Origin of the sequence: Cupriavidus necator (assembly GCF_013141915.1) — a bacterium.
Lineage (GTDB): Bacteria > Pseudomonadota > Gammaproteobacteria > Burkholderiales > Burkholderiaceae > Cupriavidus > Cupriavidus necator_B.
In genome coordinates this window covers 154,809-176,095 of sequence record NZ_SROX01000014.1, presented here as the reverse complement: position 1 = coordinate 176,095, position 21,287 = coordinate 154,809, and the positions used below count along the sequence as shown (strand labels likewise).

Sequence of the window (21,287 nt, the reverse complement as noted above, 5' to 3'; positions counted from 1 at the left end):
GCCAGCGCGGTCGAGCAGCGCGCCTCGGCGGCCACCGCCGGCGGCGGCGGCATGGCCTCGGCGCGCGCGCGCGCGGCACTGGCGGCGCGGCTGCGCGCCGCCGGCATTCGCGATGAGCGCGTGCTGGCGGCCATCGCCACCGTGCCGCGCCATTTGTTCGTCGAGCCGGGGCTGGCATCGCAGGCCTATGAGGACGCCGCGCTGCCGATCGGCCACCAGCAGACCATCTCCAAGCCATCGGTGGTGGCGCGCATGATCGAGCTGCTGCGCGAGGGCCTCGGCGCCGACGCGCCGCTGGAGCGCGTCCTGGAGATCGGCACCGGCTGCGGCTACCAGGCCGCGGTGCTGGCCCAGGTGGCGCGCGAAGTCTTCTCGATCGAGCGCATCCGGCCGCTGCACGAGCAGGCCAAGGCGAACCTGCGCCCCTTGCGCGTGCCCAACCTGCGCCTGCATTACGGCGACGGCATGCTGGGCCTGCCGCAGGCGGCGCCGTTCTCGGCCATCATCCTTGCCGCGGCCGGCATGGAGGTGCCCGAGGCGCTGCTGGAGCAGCTGGCCATTGGCGGGCGCCTGATCGCCCCGGTGGCGGTGGTGCCGCCGGCCGGCGTGCCCGGCCAGACCGTGACGCAGCAGCTGCTGCTGATCGAGCGGCGCAACCGTCATCGCTTTCATCGAACCGCGCTTGAAGCCGTTTTCTTTGTGCCCTTAAAATCGGGCACCATCTGAGTCGAACTATGCACAACATCGTGAAATCGCAAAATTTCGCACGCACCGGACAACTTCTTGCGGCGACGTCGCTCGCGGCCCTGCTGGCCGCCTGCGCCAATTCGCCGATGCCGGCACCGGTCGTCGACCGTACCTCCACCTCCGGTACCACGGCGGCGACGCTGGAACCGGCGCCGCCCGGGTACTATCGGGTCAAGCGAGGCGATACCCTTTACCGTATCGCGCTGGAGAACGGCCAGTCGTATCGCGATGTGGCTGCGTGGAACAACCTGACCAACGTGAACCAGATCGAGGTTGGCCAATTGCTGCGCATCGTGCCGCCGGGTGCCGACGTCAACACTGCGCCGGGTGTGGCGACCATGCCAGTGGCACCGGGCACGGTGCAGGCCCAGCCCATCGACCAGGCTCACCCTGCAGCCACGCCGGTGACGCCGCCGGTCACGCCTGCCGCGGCCGCTTCGGCGCCGGCAGCAGCGCCCGCTGCGACCGCGCCGGCATCAGCGCCCGTAGCCGACGGCTCGATGAAGCTGGCGTGGCCGGCGACCGGCCAGATTGTCGGTAAATTCGACGACAAGGGCAATAAAGGCATCGATATTGCGGGCAAGAAGGGCGACTCGGTGCTGGCCGCCGATGATGGTCGGGTGATTCACGTAGGCCCCTTGCGCGGCTACGGGAATCTTGTCATCATCAAACACAACGAGACATTTCTTACCGCTTACGGGCACAACGACAAGGTGCTCGTCGCTGAGCAATCCACGGTCCGAAAAGGCCAGAAGATTGCGGAGATGGGCAACAGTGATACCGACCGGGTGAAGCTTCACTTCGAAGTTCGCAAGAACGGAAAACCGGTTGATCCGATGCGGTACCTGCCGCCACAGTGAGGGTTCATGCCACGCCAGAAAACTGTCTCCTCCGGAACCGTCAGCAGGGCTCGCCGTCCCAAGCAGCCGGAAGTGAAGGCTGGTGTGGCGCATCCCGATGAACGCGCCGATGCAGAGGGCTTCGAGCCCGATCTCGCCGCCGAGATGATTCCCGCGACCGACGAGCCCATCGCCACGTCCGCTTCGGTGGGCCTGCGCGAGGCCGACCTGCTCGGCGACGACAATGAGCGCAACGAGCGCCATCTGCGCGACGACGACGAGGACGAGGCGGAAGACGAGGAAGAAGACAGCGCGGAAAATGGCACCGAAAGCGCCGCCGCCGAGCATGACGATTTCCGCACGGTGCTGCATACCGAGCTGGCCGCCGATACCGTCCAGCATTACCTGAACCGCATCAGCATCAAGCCGCTGCTGTCGGCGCCGGAAGAACTGCATTTCTCCACGCTGGCCAAGGACGGCGACTTTGCCGCGCGCCAGGTCATGATCGAGCGCAACCTGCGGCTGGTGGTCAGCATCGCCAAGGGCTATCTCAATCGCGGCGTGCCGCTGCTCGACCTGATCGAGGAAGGCAACCTGGGCCTGATGCACGCGATCGAGAAGTTCGATCCGTCGCGCGGCTTCCGTTTCTCTACCTATGCAACGTGGTGGATCCGCCAGAGCATCGAGCGCGCCATCATGAACCAGGCGCGCACGGTCCGCCTTCCGGTCCACGTAATCCGCGAACTGAACCAGGTACTGCGCGCCAAGCGCCATCTGGAGAAGGGCGGCACCGACGGGCGCGATGCCAGCCTGGAAGACATCGCCCACCTGCTGGGCAAGACGCCGGACGAAGTGCAGGACGTCCTGGCACTTAACGAACATACCACCTCGCTCGATACGCCGTTCGACCTCGACCCCGGCTCGAGCCTCCTGGATTTCCTCTCCGACGAGCACAATGCCGCCCCCGACCAGGAGGTGGCGCACCGCGAGCTGGAAGGGCTGATGAAGCTCTGGCTCGCGCGCCTGTCGGAAAAGCATCGTTATGTGGTGGAACGCCGTTTCGGCCTCAACCATATCGAGCCCGCCACGCTGGAAGAGCTGGCCGAGGAAATGGGCCTGACGCGCGAGCGCGTGCGCCAGATCCAGCAGGAGGCGCTGGTCAAGCTCAAGCGGCATTTCGCTTCGCAAGGTGTCAGGAAGGACGCCGTTCTATGACCCCTGTGCTGGTATTCGACATCGAGACCATTCCCGATGTCGCCGGCCTGCGCCGTTTGCATGACCATCCCGATGCGATGAGCGACGCCGAAGTCGCCGAGCATGCGTTCTCCGCCCGCCGGGAAAAGACTGGCAGCGATTTCCTCCCGCACTACCTGCAGCGTGTCGCCGCCATCTCGTGCGTGCTGCGGCGCACGCACCGCGATGGCGCGGCGGTATTCCATGTCGGCTCGCTCGGCACGCCGGAAGACGGCGAGGCCACTCTGATCCAAAAGTTCTATGAACTGATCGCGCGCTACAGCCCGCAGCTGGTGTCGTGGAACGGCGGCGGCTTCGACCTGCCGGTGCTGCACTACCGCGGCCTGGTCAACGGCATTACCGCGCCGCGCTACTGGGAGATGGGCGAGGGCCGCGACGACGACAGCCGCGACTTCAAGTGGAACAACTACATCAGCCGCTACCACATGCGGCACCTGGACCTGATGGACCTGCTGGCAATGTACCAGCCGCGCGCCAGCGCGCCACTCGATGACCTGGCCAAGCTGTGCGGCTTCCCCGGCAAGATGGGGATGGACGGCAGCAAGGTCTGGCAGGCCTACCAGTCCGGACAGCTCGACGAGATCCGCGCCTACTGCGAGACCGACGTCGTCAACACTTACCTGATGTACTGCCGCTTCCAGCTGATGCGCGGCGGGCTCTCGCCGGGCGAGTTCGATGTCGAGATGGAGTTCGTCCAGGAATCGCTGGCCGAGCTGCCGGGCGAGCAGTGGATGGAGTACCTGCAGGCGTTCCGGCTGCAGCGTCTTACACCCGAGGCCGAAGACCTCGAAGACTGAGGGCGCCGGCAGGCATCGCGCTGCGGCCTACAGGTCCAGCGACAACACGATCGGCTGGTGGTCCGAGGCATCGGTATCGGCATTGACCTCGCAGCGCCGGACGCGGGCGGCAAGATTCTCGGTCACCAGCATGAAGTCGCAGGCAAACGGTGGCTCTGGCCATTGTTCCTTGTCGTGCAGCGCGCAGGTGGGGGCATGCGGCTGGCCAGGGTGCAGGTGCAGCCAGGCGTCGCGCCACGCCGGCGTGCCGTCATCGAACGGCTCCAGCATGCGGCGATAGGCGACGTCCTCGGGCTTGCTGTTGAAGTCGCCGCACAGGATGGCTTCGGCAGGCCGCGGCTCTGGTGTGAACGGTCCTGGCCACTTCTCTGCGCGGCCTGGGCGGCGCGCGTGGCCGCAAGCCTCGGCATGCCATTCGCGCAGCGCTTCCGCCTGCGCCGCGCGCTGAGCCGCCGAATAATATTCCAGGTGGGTGCAGACTACGCGCAGCCGTGCGCTGCCAGCCTCCAGGGTGGCCTCCAGCGCGACCCGCGGCATGGACGCCACCTGGGGATCCGCGGGCCAGGGCAGCGCGTGGCGGAAGACCTCGCGCACCGGCAGCCGGGTAGCGATCAGGTTGCCGAACTGCTTCAGGGCCCCGGTGCGCCCGCGCCGGTCGACGGCCGGCGCATAGAGCAGGTGATAGCCCGGCAGCAGCGCGGTCAGCTCGGACACCTGGTCCGGACCGGGCTCGCCGCGCAGTTCGTCAAAGCCGCGCGTCACCTCCTGCAGGCACAGCACGTCCGCATCGGCCATGGCACGCAGTACGGCCACTTGCCGCGCCAGGTCCACGCGCCCGTCGGCGCCGCGGCCCCACTGGATGTTCCAGGAAATCAGTTCCATGCCTGTTCTCCGTTGCTGGCCGGATGTCCGCCGCCAGAGCGGGCCCGGTCTGTCATACAATCGCGCTTTCGTAAAACAATACGTCAGCTTTCATCTGGTGTCCCAAGCCGTGTCCTCCCCACAAGAAACGCCGGCCATGCCGGTTGCTGCGGCCGTCGAAGGTGCTGCTCCCGTCGCAAAACAACCCCGTGGCCGTGGTGCCGCCCAGGGCGGTGCGCCTGCGGACGACCCCGTGGTGACGATCGACAGCCTCGACATGGAAGCGCGCGGCGTCGGCCGCCTGGTCAATGAGGACGGTACCCCAGGCAAGGTGATCTTCGTCGAGGGCGCGCTCCCCGGCGAGACCGTCAGCTACCGCAGCTATCGCCGCAAGCCCAGCTACGAGCAGGCCCACCTGGGGGAAGTGCGGCAGGCGTCCGTCATGCGCGTGGAACCCGGTTGCCAGCACTTTGGCGTCTGTGGCGGGTGCTCGATGCAGCATCTGGATTCGCGTGCGCAGCTGGCCATCAAGCAGCGTGTGCTGGAAGACAACCTGTGGCATCTGTCAAAGGTGAAGCCCGACGTGGTGTTCCGCCCCATCGCCGGCCCGGACTGGGGCTACCGTTACCGGGCGCGCCTGACGGTGCGCCACGTGGCCAAGAAGGGCGGCGTGCTGGTCGGCTTCCATGAACGCAAGAGCAGCTACGTGGCCGACATGACGCGCTGCGAGATCCTGCCGCCCCATGTATCGGCGATGCTGGTGCCGCTGCGCGAGCTGGTGATGGGGCTCTCGATCCGTGACCGTATGCCGCAGATCGAGCTGGCGGTCGGCCAGGAGGTGACTGCGCTGGTGCTGCGTATCCTTGAGCCACTGACGGACGCGGACAAGGACTTGCTGCGTGCATTTGCTGACGCGCACCGGGTCCAGTTCTGGCTGCAGCCGAAAGGCCCGGATACGGTCTATCCGTTCTACCCGGCCGATGCCGAACTGGCCTACACGCTGCCCGAGTTCGGCATCCGCATGCCGTTCAAGCCGACCGACTTCACCCAGGTCAATCACCAGATCAACCGCGTGCTGATTGGCCGTGCGCTGCGCCTGCTGGACGCACAGCCGCAGGAGCGCCTGCTCGACCTGTTCTGCGGCATCGGCAACTTCACGCTGCCGCTGGCCACGCAGGGCAAGGCGGTGATGGGCATCGAAGGCAGCGAGGCGCTGACCACGCGGGCGCTGGCCAATGCCGGCTACAACGGCCTGGCGGACAAGACCGAGTTCGCCTGCCGCAACCTGTTTGAAGTCACCGCCGAAGACATTGCCGCGCTGGGCCGCTTTGACCGCTGGCTGGTGGACCCGCCGCGCGAAGGTGCGCTGGCGGTATGCAAGGCGCTGGGCGAGCTGGCGCAGCAGGGCAGCGACGTGCTGCCGCGGCGCATCGTCTATGTCTCTTGCAGCCCCGCCACGCTGGCGCGCGATGCGGGCCTGCTGGTACATGAGGCGGGTTACCGCCTGAGCGGCGCCGGCGTGGTCAACATGTTCCCGCACACCTCGCACGTGGAGTCGATCGCGGTGTTCGACCGCGACTGATCGCGGCGGGCGCGCAAAAGAAAAGCCGGCCAACTGGCCGGCTTTTTTCATGCCGCGGGGTTTGCCGTCACTCGCGGTTGCCGCCGAAGATCCCCAGCAGGGCCAGCAGGTTGGCGAAGACGTTGTACACGTCCAGGTAGATCGCCAGCGTGGCAGTGATGTAGTTGGTTTCGCCGCCATTCACCACGCGCTGCACGTCGAACAGGATGTAGGCCGAGAAAATGCCGATCGCGATCACCGACACCGTGATCATCAGCGCCGGCAACTGCAGCCAGATATTGGCCACGCTGGCCAGGATCAGCAGGATTACGCCGACGAACAGGAACTTGCCCAGGCCGGAGAAATCGCGCTTGCTGACGGTGGCGATCGTGGCCATCGCGCCGAATACCGCGGCGGTGCCGCCAAACGCGTACATGATCAGCGCCGGGCCGTTCGAGAACGCCAGGGTGGCGCTGGTCAGCCGGGACAGCATCAGGCCCATGAAGAAGGTAAAGGCCAGCAGCAGGACCACACCCATGCTGCTGTTCTTGGTCTTCTCGATGGCGAAGAAGAACCCGAACGCGATCGCAAGGAACAGGATCAGCGACAGCCCGGGGCTGCCCGCCATAAAGCTGAAGCCGGTCGCCACGCCGATCCATGCGCCGAGCACGGTCGGGATCATCGAGAGGGCCAGCAGCCAGTAAGTATTGCGCAAGACCCGGTTGCGAACGACGACGTCAGTGACGGTCGACGCACTATTGCCGAAACCGTAGGTGTTCAGCTTGTTATCCATGGTGACTCCTGTCTCAAAACGGTGAGGCGCCGGTGTTGCGAAACTCCAGATGCGAAGTTTCGTATGGATCCCGGACGGAACCATCGTCAATGTGGCATCGGGTAGGCCGAATTGCAAGAGCGGTGTAATGCAAAAAGCACTCCGCGCTGGCTCGAATCGGTTCGACGCCGCTCACATTGGATGTTAGCGGCGCTGCGGCGTTCCGGGGATGACAAGGTTGTAATGTGCGGCTGGTGCAATTTGCCGGGCGCTGGGCGGCAGGGCCGGGCGGACATGTGCCGGAGCAGCCAGGGCCCTCGAAAGCGTCATGGTCTTCGTGCTAGAATTGCACGTTTAATCCATTTGTAACCCCTTCATTTTTCGGAGTTTTTCATGGCGATCGAACGCACCCTGTCGATTATCAAGCCGGATGCCGTGGCCAAGAACGTGATTGGCCAGATCTACGCCCGTTTCGAGGCCGCCGGCCTGAAGATCGTTGCTGCCAAGATGGTGCACCTGTCGCGCGGCGAAGCCGAGCAGTTCTACGCGGTTCACAAGGAGCGTCCGTTCTTCAAGGACCTGGTGGACTTCATGGTTTCGGGCCCGGTCATGATCCAGGCGCTGGAAGGCGAGAACGCCATCGCCAAGAACCGCGACCTGATGGGCGCCACCGACCCGAAGAAGGCCGAAAAGGGCACCATCCGCGCCGATTTCGCCGACAGCATCGACGCCAACGCCGTGCACGGCTCGGACGCTGCTGAAACGGCTGCCGTGGAAGTGTCGTTCTTCTTCCCGGGCATGAACGTCTACAGCCGCTGATCGGCTGCTGACTGACACCAAGCTGAGTTTGCCGTCATGAACACTCTCGTCAACCTGCTCGACCTCGACGCGGACGCGCTCACTGCTTATTGCGGCGAGCTCGGCGAGAAGCCGTTCCGTGCGCGGCAACTGCAACGCTGGATCCACCACTACGGTGCCAGCCGCTTCGACGCCATGTCGGATCTCGCCAAGTCGCTCCGCGAAAAGCTCGCGACCCGCGCCGAGATCCGCGCGCCTGCCGCCATCACCGACAACCTGTCGGCGGACGGCACGCGCAAGTGGCTGCTCGACGTCGGCGAGGGCAATGCCGTGGAAACGGTGTACATCCCCGAGGAAACGCGTGGCACGCTGTGCGTTTCCTCGCAGGCGGGATGCGCCGTCAACTGCCGGTTCTGTTCCACCGGCAAGCAAGGCTTTTCACGCAACCTCAGCACCGGTGAAATCATCGGCCAGCTGTGGATGGCGGAGTTCGCCATGCGCGAGCAACTGGGCCGCGGCCCCAAGGATGACCGTGTCATCTCCAACGTGGTGATGATGGGCATGGGCGAGCCGCTGCTGAACTACGACGCGGTCGTGCCGGCCATGCGGCTGATGCTCGACGACAACGCCTACGGGCTGTCGCGCCGCCGCGTGACGCTGTCCACTTCCGGCGTGGTGCCGATGATGGACAGGCTCTCCAAGGATTTGCCGGTGGCGCTCGCGGTGTCGCTGCACGCGTCCAACGACGCCCTGCGCGACGTGCTGGTGCCGCTGAACAAGAAATACCCGCTGGCCGAACTGATGGCGGCCTGCCGCCGCTACCTCGAATTCGCGCCGCGCGATTTCATTACTTTCGAATACTGCATGCTGGACGGCGTCAACGACAGCGTCGAGCATGCGCGGGAACTGCTGAAGCTGGTCGCCGACGTGCCGTGCAAGTTCAACCTGATCCCGTTCAATCCGTTCCCGGAATCGGGCCTGAAGCGTTCCAACAATGAGCAGATCCGGCGCTTCGCCCAGGTGCTGATGGACGCGGGCATTGTCACCACCATCCGCAAGACCCGCGGCGACGACATCGACGCCGCCTGCGGCCAGCTGGCCGGTGAAGTGAAGGACCGCACGCGCCTGGCCGAACGCGGCAAGTTCGGCAAGATCACGCCGCTGGTGCCGGTCACTGCCAGCGGCCAGCCGCGGGAGGCGCGCCCTGCATGATCCGTCTGATCGCTGCGGCCCTGTTCGGGCTGCTGATGTTGTCCGGGTGCCAGCTGCCGCATGCGCCGGCGCAGGATCTCCAGACCGCTTCCGACCAGACCGAGGCCAGGCGCCGGGCCGGCATCCGGCTGCAACTGGCCACTAATTATCTCGAGGCCGGCCAGAACGCGGTCGCCCTTGACGAGATCAAGCAGGCCATCGCCATCGATCCGTCGCTGGCCGATGCCTACCATGTACGTGCGCTGATCTACATGAACATGAATGAGCGGACGCTGGCCGAGGACAGCTTCCGCACCGCGGCGTCGATGCGCGCCAATGACGGCGACCTGCTCAACAACTACGGCTGGTTCCTGTGCCAGGACGGGCGCTACGGCGAGGCCGTGCCGATGCTGCAGCGAGCGGTGTCGGCGCCGTCGGCCGGTGGCCCGGCCAAGCCGCTGATCAGCCTGGGCGCGTGCGAACTGCGCCAGGGCCATAGCGCCGAGGCCGAGAAAAACCTGAAAGCCGCACTCGGCTACGACCGCAACAACCCGGTGGCCAACACCAACCTCGCGCTGGTGTTCTACCGGCGCGGCGATTACGTACAGGCGCGGCAGTATGTCCAGCGCGTCAACAGCAGCCAATTTGTCACTGCGCAATCCCTCTGGCTGGGAGCGCGCATTGCCCACCGTCAGGGCGACGGCCGCACCCAGGATGCGCTGGGGGCGCAACTGCGCAGCCGCTTCCCCGACTCGCGCGAGGTGGCCGCCTACGAACAAGGAGCATGGGATGAGTGAGCACGACCGCGCCGCAGGCCAGGCCGTACCGACGCAAGCAGTCGGCGGGGGCGCGCATGAGGGGGAACGTGAAGCCGCGGCGCGCGAAATCGGCGCGGCGCTGGCGCGCGAGCGCGAGGCGCAGCGGATGTCGGTCGAGGATGTCAGCGCACGGCTGAAGGTGGCCGCCAACAAGCTGCGTGCGATCGAGGCCGCAGACCTGCAGGCGCTGCCCGACGTGACCTTCGCCAAGGGCGTGATGCGTGCCTATGCCCGCATGCTCCATGTCGATATCGATCCGCTGCTGGCGCGCTTCCAGCCGCGCGCGGTGGCGCAGGTGGCCGAGATCGCCCGCCAGCGCGAGGGTGGCATCAACGCGGCCTTCGACGACCGCAATCGCTTCCGCTCCGGTGGCAATGGCGGCCGCTGGGTCTGGCTGGCGCTGATGGCGGTGGTGGTGGCCGCGGGCATCTGGTTTGGGCTCGACCATATTCGTGCCTGGATCGATGCGCGCAGCAGCGCTGCCGAAACCGTCGCGGCCGAAGCACCGGCCGCGGATAACGCAAGCACGGAAGCGGGGATGGTGACCGCGGCGCTGCCGCCGGTCATGGCAGCCAGCGACTCGCCGGCGCCGTCCGCCGAGACCATTCCGGCCAGCGCGGCGGCAACTATGGCAACCGCGGCAGCCCCGGCAACCACTGCAGCCGTGGCCGCATCGGCACCGGCGGCGCCCACGGCACCGGCTGCGGCGCCTGCGGTGGGCGAGTTGCAGATCCGTTTTGCCGCGGATACCTGGTTTGAAATCCGGGACAATAGCGGCAAGGTCGTCGTGGGTGGCACCGCCAAGGCCGGCCAGACCATGGCGGGCAGTGGCACGGCCCCGTACAAGGTGGTGATCGGCAACGTAAAGGGCGTCGAATCGCTGACGCGCAACGGCACGCCGGTCGACCTGAAGGCAGCCAACCGCAACAACGTGGCGCGCCTGACGCTGCCCTGACCTGGGTGCGTGGTGCGGCAAGATGCGTCTTTGCAAGGTGGTAACGCTATGAACCAACAGCTCTGTCTTCCGGTCCTGCCAGGCCCGCTGCCGCGCCGCCAGACCCGCCAGGCGCGGGTCGCGTGGGGCGACAACGTGGTGACCATCGGCGGCGGTGCGCCGGTGCGGGTGCAGTCGATGACCAATACCGACACGGTCGATGCCATCGGCACCGCGATCCAGGTCAAGGAACTGGCGCGCGCGGGTTCCGAGATCGTCCGCATCACGGTGAACACGCCCGAGGCCGCGGCCGCGGTGCCGTCGATCCGCGAGCAGCTCGACCGGATGGGTGTCGACGTGCCGCTGGTGGGAGATTTCCACTACAACGGCCACAAGCTGCTGCAGGACTATCCGGCCTGCGCCGAGGCGCTGTCCAAGTACCGCATCAATCCCGGCAACGTCGGCCAGGGCGCCAAGCGCGATACGCAGTTCGCGCAGATGATCGAGATGGCGTGCCGCTACAACAAGCCGGTACGCATCGGCGTGAACTGGGGCAGCCTGGACCAGGACCTGCTGGCGCGCATCATGGACGAGAACGCCGGTCGCGCCGAGCCGTGGCCGGCGCAGAGCGTGATGATCGAGGCACTGATCACCTCGGCCATCGATTCGGCAAGGAAGGCCGAGGAGATCGGCCTGCCCGGCAGCCAGATCATCCTGTCGTGCAAGGTGTCGCAGGTGCAGGAACTGGTCGCGGTGTACCGCGAACTGGCGCGCCGCTGCGACTACGCGCTGCACCTCGGGCTGACCGAGGCCGGCATGGGCAGCAAGGGCATCGTGGCTTCGACCGCGGCGCTGTCGGTGCTGCTGCAGGAAGGCATCGGCGACACCGTGCGCATCTCGCTGACGCCCGAACCCGGCGCGCCGCGCGAGAAAGAGGTGTACGTCGGGCAGGAAATCCTGCAGACCATGGGCCTGCGCAATTTCACCCCGATGGTGATTGCCTGCCCGGGCTGCGGACGCACCACCAGCACGGTGTTCCAGGAACTGGCGGCCAGCATCCAGGCTTACCTGCGCGAGCAGATGCCGCAATGGAAGACCGACTACCCGGGCGTCGAGGAAATGGACGTGGCCGTGATGGGCTGCATCGTCAACGGCCCGGGCGAAAGCAAGCACGCCAATATCGGCATTTCGCTGCCGGGCTCGGGGGAATCGCCGGCCGCGCCGGTGTTCGTCGACGGCGTCAAGGTGAAGACGCTGCGCGGCGAGCGCATTGCAGAAGAATTCCAGGCGATCGTAGACGAATACGTTCGCACGCATTACGGCCCGGGCGCTGCACGGGCCGGCAAAGAAGTGGCAGCCTGAGCCGGACCGGCCGGGGCCAAGCAGCCTGACTAGAACAGAATGACGCAATCCGAGAATATGGCCGCCGAAGGCGTTGCCAAGACCGAACCGAAGGCACGTTCCGCCAAGGCCCTGCAGGGCGTGAAGGGCATGAACGACATGCTGCCGGCCGACGCGCCGCTGTGGGAGCATTTCGAGAATGCCGCGCGGGCGATGCTGCGCGCCTACGGCTACCAGCAGATCCGCACGCCCATCGTCGAGCACACCCAGCTGTTCGTGCGCGGCATCGGCGAGGTCACCGACATCGTCGAGAAGGAGATGTACTCCTTCACCGATTCGCTCAACGGCGAGCAGCTGACGCTGCGCCCCGAGGGCACCGCCGCGGCCGTGCGCGCCACCATCGAGCACAACCTGCTGTACGACGGCCCCAAGCGCCTGTGGTACACCGGCCCGATGTTCCGCCACGAGCGCCCGCAGCGCGGCCGCTATCGACAGTTCCACCAGCTGGGCGCCGAGGCGCTGGGCTTCGCCGGCCCGGACGTCGATGCCGAGATCATCCTGATGTGCCAACGCCTGTGGGACGACCTGGGCCTGGTCGGCGTGCGCCTGGAGCTCAATTCGCTGGGCCAGGCCGACGAGCGCGCCGCCCACCGCGAACAGCTGATCAAGTACCTGGAAGGCTTCCAGGACATCCTGGACGATGACAGCAAGCGCCGCCTGTACACCAACCCGCTGCGCGTGCTCGACACCAAGAACCCGGCGCTGCAGGAGATGGCGGCCAATGCGCCCAAGCTGATCGACTTCCTCGGCGAGGCATCGCTGGCGCACTTCGAAGGCGTGCAGCGCCTGCTGAAGGCCAACAACATCCCGTTCAAGATCAACCCGCGCCTGGTGCGCGGCCTCGATTACTACAACCTCACGGTATTCGAGTGGATCACCGACAAGCTTGGCGCGCAGGGCACCATCGCTGGCGGCGGGCGCTATGACCCGCTGATTGCGCAGATGGGCGGCAAGGCCGCGCCGGCCTGCGGCTGGGCCATGGGCATCGAGCGCATCATCGAGCTGATCCGAGAAGAGGGCGTGGTGCCCGAGGCGGTCGGTTGCGACGTTTATCTGGTGCACCAGGGCGAAGCCGCCGCGCAGCAGGCGATGGTGGCAGCCGAGCGCCTGCGCGACGCCGGCCTCGACGTGGTGCTGCACGCCAGCCCGGACGGCAAGGGCGGCAGCTTCAAGTCGCAGATGAAGCGCGCCGACGCAAGCGGCGCGGCCTATGCCGTTATCATTGGCGACGACGAAGTGGCCGCCGGCGTGGTCCAGGTCAAGGAACTTCGCCAGCGCGAGCAGGCCGAAGGCGGTGGGCAACAGGCCACCGTGCCGGCCGAAGGCCTGGTCGATTACCTGATCGACGCCATGGTCGGCGCCAGCGAATAACGGCGCGCCGCCGCAGCCCCAAGACCACGAGTATCCAACCAACGCAGGTAATTGCCTCGACATGGCTTACGATCTAGAAGAACAGGAACAGCTTGAGAATCTGAAGGCCTGGTGGCGCCAGTATGGCAATGCGCTGACCTGGGCGCTGATCATCGCGCTGCTGGCCTTTGCCGGCTGGAACGGCTGGAAGTACTGGGAGCGCAAGCAGGCCGGCGAAGCCGCGGTGCTGTACGAGCAGGTGCTGAAGGCCGCCGAGGCGCGCGATGTCGAGCGCATCAAGCGCGCCGCCACCGACCTGGAAGGCAAGTACAGCCGGACCGCTTACGGCCAGATGAGCGCACTGGTTGCAGGCCGCGTGCTGTACGATGCGGGCGACCTGACTGCCGCCAAGAGCCAGCTGCAATGGGCCATCGACCACGGCGACGAAGCCTATTCCCACCTGGCGCGCGTGCGCCTGGCCGGCGTGCTGCTCGACGAGAAGGCTTTTGACCAGGGCCTGGCGCTGCTCAAGGATGAGCCCCCGGCCGCGTTCGTGGCGCTGTACGCGGACCGCCGCGGCGACCTGCTCGCCGCGCAGGACAAGCGCGACGATGCCCGTACGGCCTATCGCAAGGCGCTGGACAAGCTGGGCCAGGCCGAGCCGGCGATGCGCCAGATCATCCAGTTCAAGCTCGATGCGCTGGGCACGGCCTGATCCGGCTGCTTTTGAACCCTTGCCATACCGTTGATCCCGCGGATCGAACAACAGGACCGTAAAGTTATGACGTCAGTGCTTTCCCGTGCCGTACATCGCCAGCCTGCCCGCACCATTTCCCGTGCGCTGGTGGCGGCTGCCTGCCTGGCCACGCTGGGCGGCTGCTCTCTGTTCAGCAAGGAAAACAAGCACCCGCCCGCCGAACTCAAGCCGGTATCGGCCACGCTGGCGGTGCGCCAGGCCTGGAAGGCCGATGTCGGCAAGAGCGGCCCCTATTCGATGCAGCCGGCCGCGGCCGGCAACAATGTCTATGTGTCGTCCAACAACGGCAACGTGATGGCGCTCGAAGGCGCCACCGGCCGGGTGCTGTGGAAGGCCAAGGCCGACGTGGACCTGACCTCCGGGCCGGGCAGCGACGGCTCGGTGACCGCGGTTGCGGGCGAGAAGGGCGCGGTCTATGCCTTCGACGCCGGCGGCAAGCAGATCTGGAAGAAGCAGGTCAACGGCGAGGTCCTGTCGGCGCCGCTGGTCGGCAACGGCCTGGTGGTGGTGCGCACCACCGATACCCGGGTGTTCGGCCTGGATGCCGAAACCGGCGAGCGCCGCTGGATCTACCAGCGTTCACAGACCCCGCTGAACCTGCGCGCGGCGATGGGCATGGCGTTCGCCGGCGACGGCATCGTGATGGGCTTCCCCGGCGGCAAGCTGGGCGTGCTGACGCCGGGCAACGGCGTGCTGCGCTGGGAAAGCGCGATTTCCTACCCGAAGGGCGTTTCCGAGATCGAGCGCCTGAACGACGTCACCGGCCTGCCCATGGTCAGCGGCCGCCAGGTCTGCGCCACCACTTTCCAGGGCCGGGTCGCCTGCCTGGAGCTGGCCAGCGGCCAGCCACAGTGGGGCAAGGATTTCTCGTCGCCGGCGGGGCCCGCGCAAGATGACAATGCGCTATACGCCAGCGACGAGCAATCGGTGGTGCATGCCTTCGACCGCCAGAACGGCGCCGAGCGCTGGAAGAACGTCGACCTGCGCAACCGGCGCCTGGGCGCGCCGCTGGCGCTGGGCCGCTCGGTGGTGATGGGCGACTTCGAAGGCTATGTCCACTTCCTGTCGCGCGAGGACGGCCAGGTGGTTGCCCGCGTGAAGACCGATGGCAGCGCCATCACCGCCGCGCCCGTGGTGGCGGGGCAGACCCTGGTGATCCAGACGCGCGACGGCGACGTCTACGGTTTCCAGCCTGGCTGACAGGGCCCAATGCGCGCTGCCGTACACCTGTCGGTACGGCCGGCGCCGAATCCGGTAGCATGATCCTTGGCGCGGCAATTGCAGCGGGTCGGTGACCCCGGCCGCGCCCGACAGGACAAGCGGCAGCCCGCGCCCAGGTGGCGCGGGCTGCCGCTGGAACCCTTGACTCCGGAGTTACCGGGGGACGGCAGTTGCCGGCCCCCGTTTCCGTTTATGGCATGAAACCAGTTATCGCACTTGTCGGCCGCCCCAATGTGGGCAAGTCGACGCTATTCAACCGCATGACCCGCTCGCGCGACGCCCTCGTCGCCGACCTGCCGGGCCTGACACGCGACCGCCATTACGGCGAAGGGCGCATTGGCGAACGTCCGTTCATCGCCATCGATACCGGCGGCTTCGAGCCCGTGGTCAAGGAAGGCATCGTCGCCGAGATGGCCAAGCAGACCAAGCAGGCCGTGGTCGAGGCCGACGTGGTGATCTTTATCGTCGACGGCCGCCTGGGCCTGGCGCCGCAGGACCGCGCCATTGCCGATTACCTGCGCAAGACCGGCCGGCGCATCATGCTGGTGGTCAACAAGGCCGAGGGCATGAAGTACACCTCGGTGGCGGCGGACTTCTATGAGCTGGGCATGGGCGAGCCGTACGCGATTTCCGCCGCCCATGGCGACGGCGTGCGCGAGCTGGTCGATGAAGCCATCGAGCTGGCGGTGCAGGAGCGCCCCGAACTGGCCGAGGAGGCTTGCGACGAGGGCAAGGGCGTCAAAATCGCCATCGTCGGGCGCCCCAACGTGGGCAAGTCGACGCTGGTCAACACGCTGATCGGTGAAGAGCGCGTGATTGCCTTCGACATGCCCGGCACTACCCGCGACGCCATCTATGTGGAGTTCGAGCGTGGCGGCAAGCCCTATACGCTGATCGATACCGCGGGCCTGCGCCGCCGCGGCAAGGTGTTCGAGGCGATCGAGAAGTTCTCGGTGGTCAAGACGCTGCAGTCGATCGCGGATGCCAACGTGGTGATCCTGCTGCTCGATGCGCAGCAGGACATTTCCGACCAGGACGCGCATATTGCCGGCTTTATCGTCGAGTCGGGCCGCGCGCTGGTGGTTGGCGTCAACAAATGGGACGGGCTGGACGGCCATACGCGTGACCGCATCAAGCACGACCTGGAGCGCAAGCTGCAATTCCTGAGCTTTGCGAACATGCATTTTGTGTCGGCGCGCGAGCGCACCGGCATCGGCGCGCTGATGCGGTCGGTCGACGATGCGTATGCGGCGGCGATGGTCAAGCTGCCGACGCCGCAACTGACGCGCGTGCTGCAGGAAGCCGTGGAATTCCAGCAGCCCAAGCGCGTCGGCGCGTCGCGGCCCAAGCTGCGCTATGCGCACCAGGGCGGCTCCAATCCGCCCATCATCGTGGTCCACGGCAATGCCCTGTCGGGCGTGGCCGAGACCTATCGGCGCTACCTGGAAAACCGTTTTCGTGCGGCATTCAAGCTCAAGGGCACGCCCCTGCGCATCGAATTTCGCACGAACAAAAATCCGTACGCCGACTCGAAGGATTGAGTCCGGAATCGGATTCGTGCGGGCCAGTTTTCGTTGCGTTCGTTTGGAACTGCGGCTAAATTCACGGTAGCAGGGGGTTCCCTGCGCATTGACGCCAACTTGGTACCGTTTTGATCTTTTTTCTGGCGCGTTTTTGCGCCGCCTGACTTGAACCGGGGAGTTCCATCCCCATCATTCACCACTAAACCTATAAATTTGGAGTGTGCCATGAGCAACAAAGGGCAACTGCTACAAGACCCGTTCCTGAACGCGCTGCGCAAAGAGCACGTGCCGGTTTCCATCTATCTCGTCAATGGCATCAAGCTGCAAGGCAATATCGAATCGTTCGACCAGTATGTCGTCCTGCTGCGCAATACCGTGACCCAGATGGTCTACAAGCATGCGATCTCCACCGTCGTGCCGGCGCGCGCGGTCAATTTCCGTGTGGATGATTCCGCCGAGGCGTGATCTGACTGATCTGCCCGAGGGCATCGCGCGGGCGCCAGACGGCGCCGCATCGATGCCCGGCGCCGGCGTGCCAATGCGCCCGGTGCCACGCGGCCCGGTGGTTGCCAAGGCGCCCGCCGCTGCCGCCACGTTCCGCCCCATGCGGCGGCCTGTCCCGGCAGGGGCCAGGACAGTGTCCGACATCCGCCATCCTTCCCCCTGAACCCGTATTTCCCTGCGCCTTCGCGCCCGCCCTTGGACCCCAGAGCCACCTCAAATACCGCCCCTTCGCGCGCCATCCTCGTCGGCGTCGACTTCGGCAAGCATGATTTCCAGGAAAGCCTCAGCGAACTGGCGCTGCTGACATCAACCGCCGGCTCGCTGCCGGTGCACACGCTGACGGGCCGCCGCTCGCGGCCGGATCCGGCCTTGTTCATCGGCTCGGGCAAGGCCGAGGAGCTGAAGGAAGCCGCCGATGCGCTGGATGCCGACGTGGTGGTCTTTAACCACGCGCTGAGCCCGGCGCAGCAACGCAACCTGGAGCGCTTCCTGAACCGCCACGTGATCGACCGTACCGGCCTGATCCTGGATATCTTCGGGCAGCGCGCGCAGAGCCACGTGGGCAAGGTGCAGGTCGAACTGGCGCAGGTGCAGTACCGCGCTTCGCGGCTGGTTCGCGCGTGGAGCCACCTGGAGCGGCAGAAGGGCGGCATCGGCATGCGTGGCGGCCCCGGCGAGCGCCAGCTGGAACTGGACCGCCGCATGCTGGACGAGCGCGCCAAGCGGCTCAAGTCCGATCTGTCGCGGCTGCAGCGCCAGCACAGCACGCAGCGGCGGGCGCGCGCGCGTAACGACACCCTCAGCATCTCGCTGGTGGGCTACACCAACGCAGGCAAGTCGACGCTGTTCAACGCGCTGACCAAGGCCGGCGCGTATGCGGCCAACCAGCTCTTCGCCACGCTCGACACCACCTCGCGGCGGCTGTTCCTGGACGGCCTGGGCAACGTGGTGCTGTCGGACACGGTCGGCTTTATCCGCGATCTGCCGACGCAGCTGGTGGCGGCATTCCGTGCCACGCTGGACGAGACCGTGCATGCCGACCTGCTGCTGCATGTGGTGGATGCATCGAGCCCGGTGCGCCACGAGCAGATCGAGCAGGTCAACCGGGTGCTGGCCGAAATCAACGCCCTCGACATCCCGCAGATCGTGGTGATGAACAAGATCGACGCGGCGCCCGAACTGATGGGTGAGGGCGCGCGCATCGAGCGCAACGAGGACGGCATCCCTACCCGCGTCTTCCTGAGCGCGCGCGAAGGGCTGGGCCTCGACGCGCTGCGCGAGGCCGTGGTCGAGGTCGCGCAATGGCTGGCCAGCCGGCCACCGGAGCCGCAGCCCTACGATGCGCGCCTGGCCGACGTGCCGCAGGCCGCCGAGGCCGGCGATGGCGACGATCGCGACGATCGCGACGACGCCGATGCGGAGGATTCGCAGCGGCCATAGGCGCCGGCGGCTTGCCACGAGCTTGCCGCCGCTGCCGCGCCGCCTCGGTGCCGGATGGGCGCCGATTCCGCCCGATTCCGGTAGGGTTGCCGCCGGGATTGCGCGAATTGGCCAAATGTGGCGCCGATGACTGCTAGAATCCCCCTGTTACAAACTTCCCCGGACCCGTGCACTTCATGCCCCAGTTTCCCCGGAATGCTGATTCGAGCCTGACACCAGGCGGCCGCTTCGCGCTGCGCGCGGGCTGGCAGCGCCTGCGCGCCATCTTCTCGCTGAACGATCCGCGCTGGGGTCGGGATGGGCAGGACGATGACAAGAAGGACGGCCGCGACGACAACCGCCAGCAGAACCAGCGTCCGCAGCAGGATGGCGGCCCGCCGGACCTCGACGAACTGTGGCGCGACTTCAACCGTCGCCTGAACGGCCTGCTCGGCCGCAAGGAAAACGGTGGCGGCGGCAACCAGGGCTTCGGCGGCCCGCGCACGCCGGGCAAGAGTTCGGGCGTCGGCGCCGGCGTGATCGTGGCCGCGGTGGTCGGCATCTGGCTGGCCAGCGGCTTCTTCATGGTGCAGGAAGGCCAGACCGCGGTGATCCTGCAGTTCGGCAAGTTCAAGTATTCCACCGGCCCAGGCATCAACTGGCGCATGCCGTGGCCGGTGCAGTCGGCCGAAGTCGTCAACCTGTCGGCGGTGCGCTCGGTCGAGGTGGGCCGCTCCACCTCAATCAAGGACAGCAACCTGAAAGACTCGTCGATGCTGACCCAGGACGAGAACATCATCGACGTGCGCTTCACCGTGCAGTACGTGATCCAGGACGCCAGCGAATTCCTGTTCTTCAACAAGACCGACCGCGGTGGCGATGAAGAACTGGTGACGCAGGCGGCCGAGACCTCGGTGCGCGAGATCGTCGGCCGCAACAAGATGGATGCGGTGCTGTACGAAAACCGCGAACAGATCGCGCAGCAACTGGCCAAGTCGATCCAGGCCATCCTGTCGGCGTACAAGACCGGCATCCGCGTGCTGTCCGTGAACGTGCAGAGCGTGCAGCCGCCGGAACAGGTGCAGGCCGCGTTTGACGACGTCAACAAGGCCAGCCAGGACCGCGAGCGTGCCATCAGCGAGGGCCAGGCCTACGCTAACGACATCATCCCGCGCGCCAAGGGTACCGCGGCGCGCCTGAAGGAAGAGTCCGAAGCCTATCGCGCGCGCGTGGTGGCACAGGCCGAGGGCGATGCGTCGCGCTTCCGTTCGGTACAGGGCGAATACGCCAAGGCGCCGCAGGTGACGCGCGACCGCATCTATCTGGAAACCATGCAGCAGATCTACACCAATTCGACCAAGGTGCTGGTCGACGCGCGCCAGGGCAACAACCTGCTCTACCTGCCGCTGGACAAGCTGATGGCGCAGGCCGAGGGCCGCGCCACGCCGCAACCGGGCCAGCCCGGCGCGGCGGGCACGCCGTCGCCGGCGCCGGATGCCCCGACGGACAACCGGTCGCGCGAATCGCTGCGCAACCGCGACCGCGACTCGCGCTGAGGAGACCGTCATGAACCGACTGATTTCCTTCGCAATCGGCTTTTTCATCCTGCTGGCCGTGGTCTCGTCCATGCTGTTCGTGGTCGACCAGCGCCAGTACGCCGTGGTGTTCGCCTTCGGCGAGATCAAGCAGGTGGTGCGTGAGCCCGGCCTGCATTTCAAGCTGCCGCCGCCGTTCCAGAACGTGGTGTTCATGGACCGCCGCCTGCAGACCATCGACGTGGCCGCCAACGAGCGTTTCCTGACCGCCGAGAAGAAGAGCATGGTGGTGGACTGGTTCGTCAAATGGCGAATCACCGATCCGCGCAAGTTCTTTGTCGCCTTCGGCGGCAACCTGCGTGGCGCGCAGGACCGCATGACGCAGCGTATCGACTCGGTGGCGCGCGAAGAATTTGGCAAGCGCACCGTGGCCGACGTGGTCGCCGGCGAGCGCGAGCAGGTGATGCAGGCCATCCGCAACGGCATGAGCGAGTATGCCAAGTCGGTCGGCGTAGAGATCCTGGACGTGCGCCTGAAGCGTGTCGACCTGCTGCCCGCGATCAGCGAATCGGTGTACCGCCGCATGGAAGCCGAGCGCAAGCGCGTGGCCAACGAACTGCGCTCCACCGGCGCGGCCGAGGGCGAGAAGATCCGTGCCGACGCCGATCGCCAGCGCGAAGTGGTGCTGGCCGAGGCCTATCGCGATGCGCAGGTGATCAAGGGCGAGGGCGATGCCAAGGCATCGCAGATCTATGCCGATGCATTTGGCCGCGATCCGCAGTTTGCGCAGTTCTGGCGCAGCATGGAGGCCTACCGCAACACCTTCCGCGACAAGCGCGACGTGCTGGTGCTGGAGCCGAACTCCGACTTCTTCCGCTACATGCGTTCCAGCGGTGGCGCTGCCGCCGCGGCCTCCGGCAACGCGGGAGGCAAGCGCTAGCACCGTCGCTTGTCCATGTGGCGAATTGACGAAACCCCGGCTTGCCGGGGTTTTGTCCGGCTGGA

General features: G+C 66.4%; 20 protein-coding genes. 18 read left to right on the top strand and 2 right to left on the bottom strand.

What is annotated here, in order from left to right; all coding sequences use genetic code 11:
- From E5S69_RS23320 to E5S69_RS23305, 4 genes are all read left to right on the top strand, one after another.
- On the top strand, positions 1 to 726 hold a 726-nt coding region (locus E5S69_RS23320), incomplete at its 5' end, for a protein-L-isoaspartate(D-aspartate) O-methyltransferase (protein ID WP_171516962.1).
- A gap of 8 nt (positions 727 to 734) precedes the next feature.
- Complete coding sequence (locus E5S69_RS23315) at positions 735 to 1,607, top strand: peptidoglycan DD-metalloendopeptidase family protein (protein ID WP_171516961.1); 873 nt, start codon at positions 735 to 737, stop codon at positions 1,605 to 1,607.
- A gap of 6 nt (positions 1,608 to 1,613) precedes the next feature.
- Complete coding sequence (gene rpoS, locus E5S69_RS23310; RefSeq protein WP_171516960.1) at positions 1,614 to 2,801, top strand: RNA polymerase sigma factor RpoS; 1,188 nt, start codon at positions 1,614 to 1,616, stop codon at positions 2,799 to 2,801.
- A complete protein-coding gene (locus tag E5S69_RS23305; RefSeq protein WP_171516959.1) occupies positions 2,798 to 3,637 on the top strand; it encodes a 3'-5' exonuclease in 840 nt (279 codons plus the stop codon). Before rpoS ends, E5S69_RS23305 begins: the two co-directional genes overlap by 4 nt.
- A gap of 27 nt (positions 3,638 to 3,664) precedes the next feature.
- On the opposite strand, the gene E5S69_RS23300 is transcribed toward E5S69_RS23305, so the two are convergent.
- Positions 3,665 to 4,519, bottom strand: a complete 855-nt coding sequence (locus tag E5S69_RS23300) for an endonuclease/exonuclease/phosphatase family protein (RefSeq protein WP_171516958.1) — start codon at positions 4,517 to 4,519, stop codon at positions 3,665 to 3,667.
- Between the two features lie 136 nt (positions 4,520 to 4,655).
- Here E5S69_RS23300 and rlmD point away from each other — a divergent pair, with 136 nt between their 5' ends.
- Positions 4,656 to 6,080, top strand: coding sequence for a 23S rRNA (uracil(1939)-C(5))-methyltransferase RlmD (gene rlmD / locus E5S69_RS23295; RefSeq protein WP_216621424.1), 1,425 nt, complete (start codon positions 4,656 to 4,658; stop codon positions 6,078 to 6,080).
- 67 nt (positions 6,081 to 6,147) lie between these two features.
- Here the strand turns inward: rlmD and E5S69_RS23290 are convergent, their stop codons facing one another.
- The gene (locus E5S69_RS23290; protein WP_171516956.1) at positions 6,148 to 6,852 is read right to left on the bottom strand and encodes a Bax inhibitor-1/YccA family protein; all 705 of its coding nucleotides are present in this window, start codon (positions 6,850 to 6,852) and stop codon (positions 6,148 to 6,150) included.
- A 372-nt stretch (positions 6,853 to 7,224) separates the two neighbouring features.
- Between E5S69_RS23290 and ndk the strand changes: the two genes are divergently transcribed.
- The 13 genes from ndk to hflC all read left to right on the top strand — a co-directional run bounded on the left by ndk (position 7,225) and on the right by hflC (position 21,222).
- Positions 7,225 to 7,650: a nucleoside-diphosphate kinase gene (gene ndk, locus E5S69_RS23285; RefSeq protein WP_010809422.1), complete on the top strand. Its 426-nt coding sequence runs from the start codon at positions 7,225 to 7,227 to the stop codon at positions 7,648 to 7,650.
- Positions 7,651 to 7,686: 36 nt separating this feature from the next.
- Entirely contained in the window at positions 7,687 to 8,841 is a 1,155-nt protein-coding gene (gene rlmN / locus E5S69_RS23280; RefSeq protein WP_171516955.1) for a 23S rRNA (adenine(2503)-C(2))-methyltransferase RlmN, read from the top strand.
- Entirely contained in the window at positions 8,838 to 9,617 is a 780-nt protein-coding gene (gene pilW, locus E5S69_RS23275) for a type IV pilus biogenesis/stability protein PilW (protein WP_171516954.1), read from the top strand. Before rlmN ends, pilW begins: the two co-directional genes overlap by 4 nt.
- Complete coding sequence (locus E5S69_RS23270) at positions 9,610 to 10,593, top strand: RodZ domain-containing protein (protein ID WP_171516953.1); 984 nt, start codon at positions 9,610 to 9,612, stop codon at positions 10,591 to 10,593. Before pilW ends, E5S69_RS23270 begins: the two co-directional genes overlap by 8 nt.
- Before the next feature lie 48 nt (positions 10,594 to 10,641).
- Complete coding sequence (gene ispG / locus E5S69_RS23265; protein WP_171516952.1) at positions 10,642 to 11,934, top strand: flavodoxin-dependent (E)-4-hydroxy-3-methylbut-2-enyl-diphosphate synthase; 1,293 nt, start codon at positions 10,642 to 10,644, stop codon at positions 11,932 to 11,934.
- A gap of 39 nt (positions 11,935 to 11,973) precedes the next feature.
- On the top strand, positions 11,974 to 13,344 hold the full coding sequence (gene hisS, locus E5S69_RS23260) for a histidine--tRNA ligase (protein ID WP_171516951.1): 1,371 nt from the start codon (positions 11,974 to 11,976) through the stop codon (positions 13,342 to 13,344).
- Between the two features lie 61 nt (positions 13,345 to 13,405).
- Positions 13,406 to 14,038 carry a YfgM family protein gene (locus tag E5S69_RS23255; RefSeq protein WP_171516950.1) on the top strand — a complete coding sequence of 211 codons (633 nt, stop codon included), beginning with the start codon at positions 13,406 to 13,408 and terminating at the stop codon, positions 14,036 to 14,038.
- 66 nt (positions 14,039 to 14,104) lie between these two features.
- Entirely contained in the window at positions 14,105 to 15,280 is a 1,176-nt protein-coding gene (gene bamB, locus E5S69_RS23250) for an outer membrane protein assembly factor BamB (protein WP_171516949.1), read from the top strand.
- A 218-nt stretch (positions 15,281 to 15,498) separates the two neighbouring features.
- Positions 15,499 to 16,842, top strand: a complete 1,344-nt coding sequence (der, locus tag E5S69_RS23245; protein ID WP_171516948.1) for a ribosome biogenesis GTPase Der — start codon at positions 15,499 to 15,501, stop codon at positions 16,840 to 16,842.
- A gap of 207 nt (positions 16,843 to 17,049) precedes the next feature.
- Complete coding sequence (gene hfq / locus E5S69_RS23240; RefSeq protein ID WP_012353158.1) at positions 17,050 to 17,289, top strand: RNA chaperone Hfq; 240 nt, start codon at positions 17,050 to 17,052, stop codon at positions 17,287 to 17,289.
- 234 nt (positions 17,290 to 17,523) lie between these two features.
- Complete coding sequence (gene hflX, locus E5S69_RS23235) at positions 17,524 to 18,768, top strand: GTPase HflX (protein ID WP_171516947.1); 1,245 nt, start codon at positions 17,524 to 17,526, stop codon at positions 18,766 to 18,768.
- A gap of 176 nt (positions 18,769 to 18,944) precedes the next feature.
- Positions 18,945 to 20,303: an FtsH protease activity modulator HflK gene (gene hflK / locus E5S69_RS23230; RefSeq protein WP_171516946.1), complete on the top strand. Its 1,359-nt coding sequence runs from the start codon at positions 18,945 to 18,947 to the stop codon at positions 20,301 to 20,303.
- A 10-nt stretch (positions 20,304 to 20,313) separates the two neighbouring features.
- Positions 20,314 to 21,222: a protease modulator HflC gene (hflC, locus tag E5S69_RS23225; protein WP_171516945.1), complete on the top strand. Its 909-nt coding sequence runs from the start codon at positions 20,314 to 20,316 to the stop codon at positions 21,220 to 21,222.
- Positions 21,223 to 21,287: the final 65 nt, after the last annotated feature.

What these genes read in the sequence shown, in the direction of transcription:
- E5S69_RS23315 (WP_171516961.1), top strand. Translation starts at nt 735, where the DNA reads ATGCACAACATCGTGAAATCGCAAAATTTCGCACGCACCGGACAACTT.
- rpoS (WP_171516960.1), top strand. Translation starts at nt 1,614, where the DNA reads ATGCCACGCCAGAAAACTGTCTCCTCCGGAACCGTCAGCAGGGCTCGC.
- E5S69_RS23305 (WP_171516959.1), top strand. Translation starts at nt 2,798, where the DNA reads ATGACCCCTGTGCTGGTATTCGACATCGAGACCATTCCCGATGTCGCC.
- E5S69_RS23300 (WP_171516958.1), bottom strand. Translation starts at nt 4,519, where the DNA reads ATGGAACTGATTTCCTGGAACATCCAGTGGGGCCGCGGCGCCGACGGG.
- rlmD (WP_216621424.1), top strand. Translation starts at nt 4,656, where the DNA reads ATGCCGGTTGCTGCGGCCGTCGAAGGTGCTGCTCCCGTCGCAAAACAA.
- E5S69_RS23290 (WP_171516956.1), bottom strand. Translation starts at nt 6,852, where the DNA reads ATGGATAACAAGCTGAACACCTACGGTTTCGGCAATAGTGCGTCGACC.
- ndk (WP_010809422.1), top strand. Translation starts at nt 7,225, where the DNA reads ATGGCGATCGAACGCACCCTGTCGATTATCAAGCCGGATGCCGTGGCC.
- rlmN (WP_171516955.1), top strand. Translation starts at nt 7,687, where the DNA reads ATGAACACTCTCGTCAACCTGCTCGACCTCGACGCGGACGCGCTCACT.
- pilW (WP_171516954.1), top strand. Translation starts at nt 8,838, where the DNA reads ATGATCCGTCTGATCGCTGCGGCCCTGTTCGGGCTGCTGATGTTGTCC.
- E5S69_RS23270 (WP_171516953.1), top strand. Translation starts at nt 9,610, where the DNA reads ATGAGTGAGCACGACCGCGCCGCAGGCCAGGCCGTACCGACGCAAGCA.
- ispG (WP_171516952.1), top strand. Translation starts at nt 10,642, where the DNA reads ATGAACCAACAGCTCTGTCTTCCGGTCCTGCCAGGCCCGCTGCCGCGC.
- hisS (WP_171516951.1), top strand. Translation starts at nt 11,974, where the DNA reads ATGACGCAATCCGAGAATATGGCCGCCGAAGGCGTTGCCAAGACCGAA.
- E5S69_RS23255 (WP_171516950.1), top strand. Translation starts at nt 13,406, where the DNA reads ATGGCTTACGATCTAGAAGAACAGGAACAGCTTGAGAATCTGAAGGCC.
- bamB (WP_171516949.1), top strand. Translation starts at nt 14,105, where the DNA reads ATGACGTCAGTGCTTTCCCGTGCCGTACATCGCCAGCCTGCCCGCACC.
- der (WP_171516948.1), top strand. Translation starts at nt 15,499, where the DNA reads ATGAAACCAGTTATCGCACTTGTCGGCCGCCCCAATGTGGGCAAGTCG.
- hfq (WP_012353158.1), top strand. Translation starts at nt 17,050, where the DNA reads ATGAGCAACAAAGGGCAACTGCTACAAGACCCGTTCCTGAACGCGCTG.
- hflK (WP_171516946.1), top strand. Translation starts at nt 18,945, where the DNA reads ATGCCCCAGTTTCCCCGGAATGCTGATTCGAGCCTGACACCAGGCGGC.
- hflC (WP_171516945.1), top strand. Translation starts at nt 20,314, where the DNA reads ATGAACCGACTGATTTCCTTCGCAATCGGCTTTTTCATCCTGCTGGCC.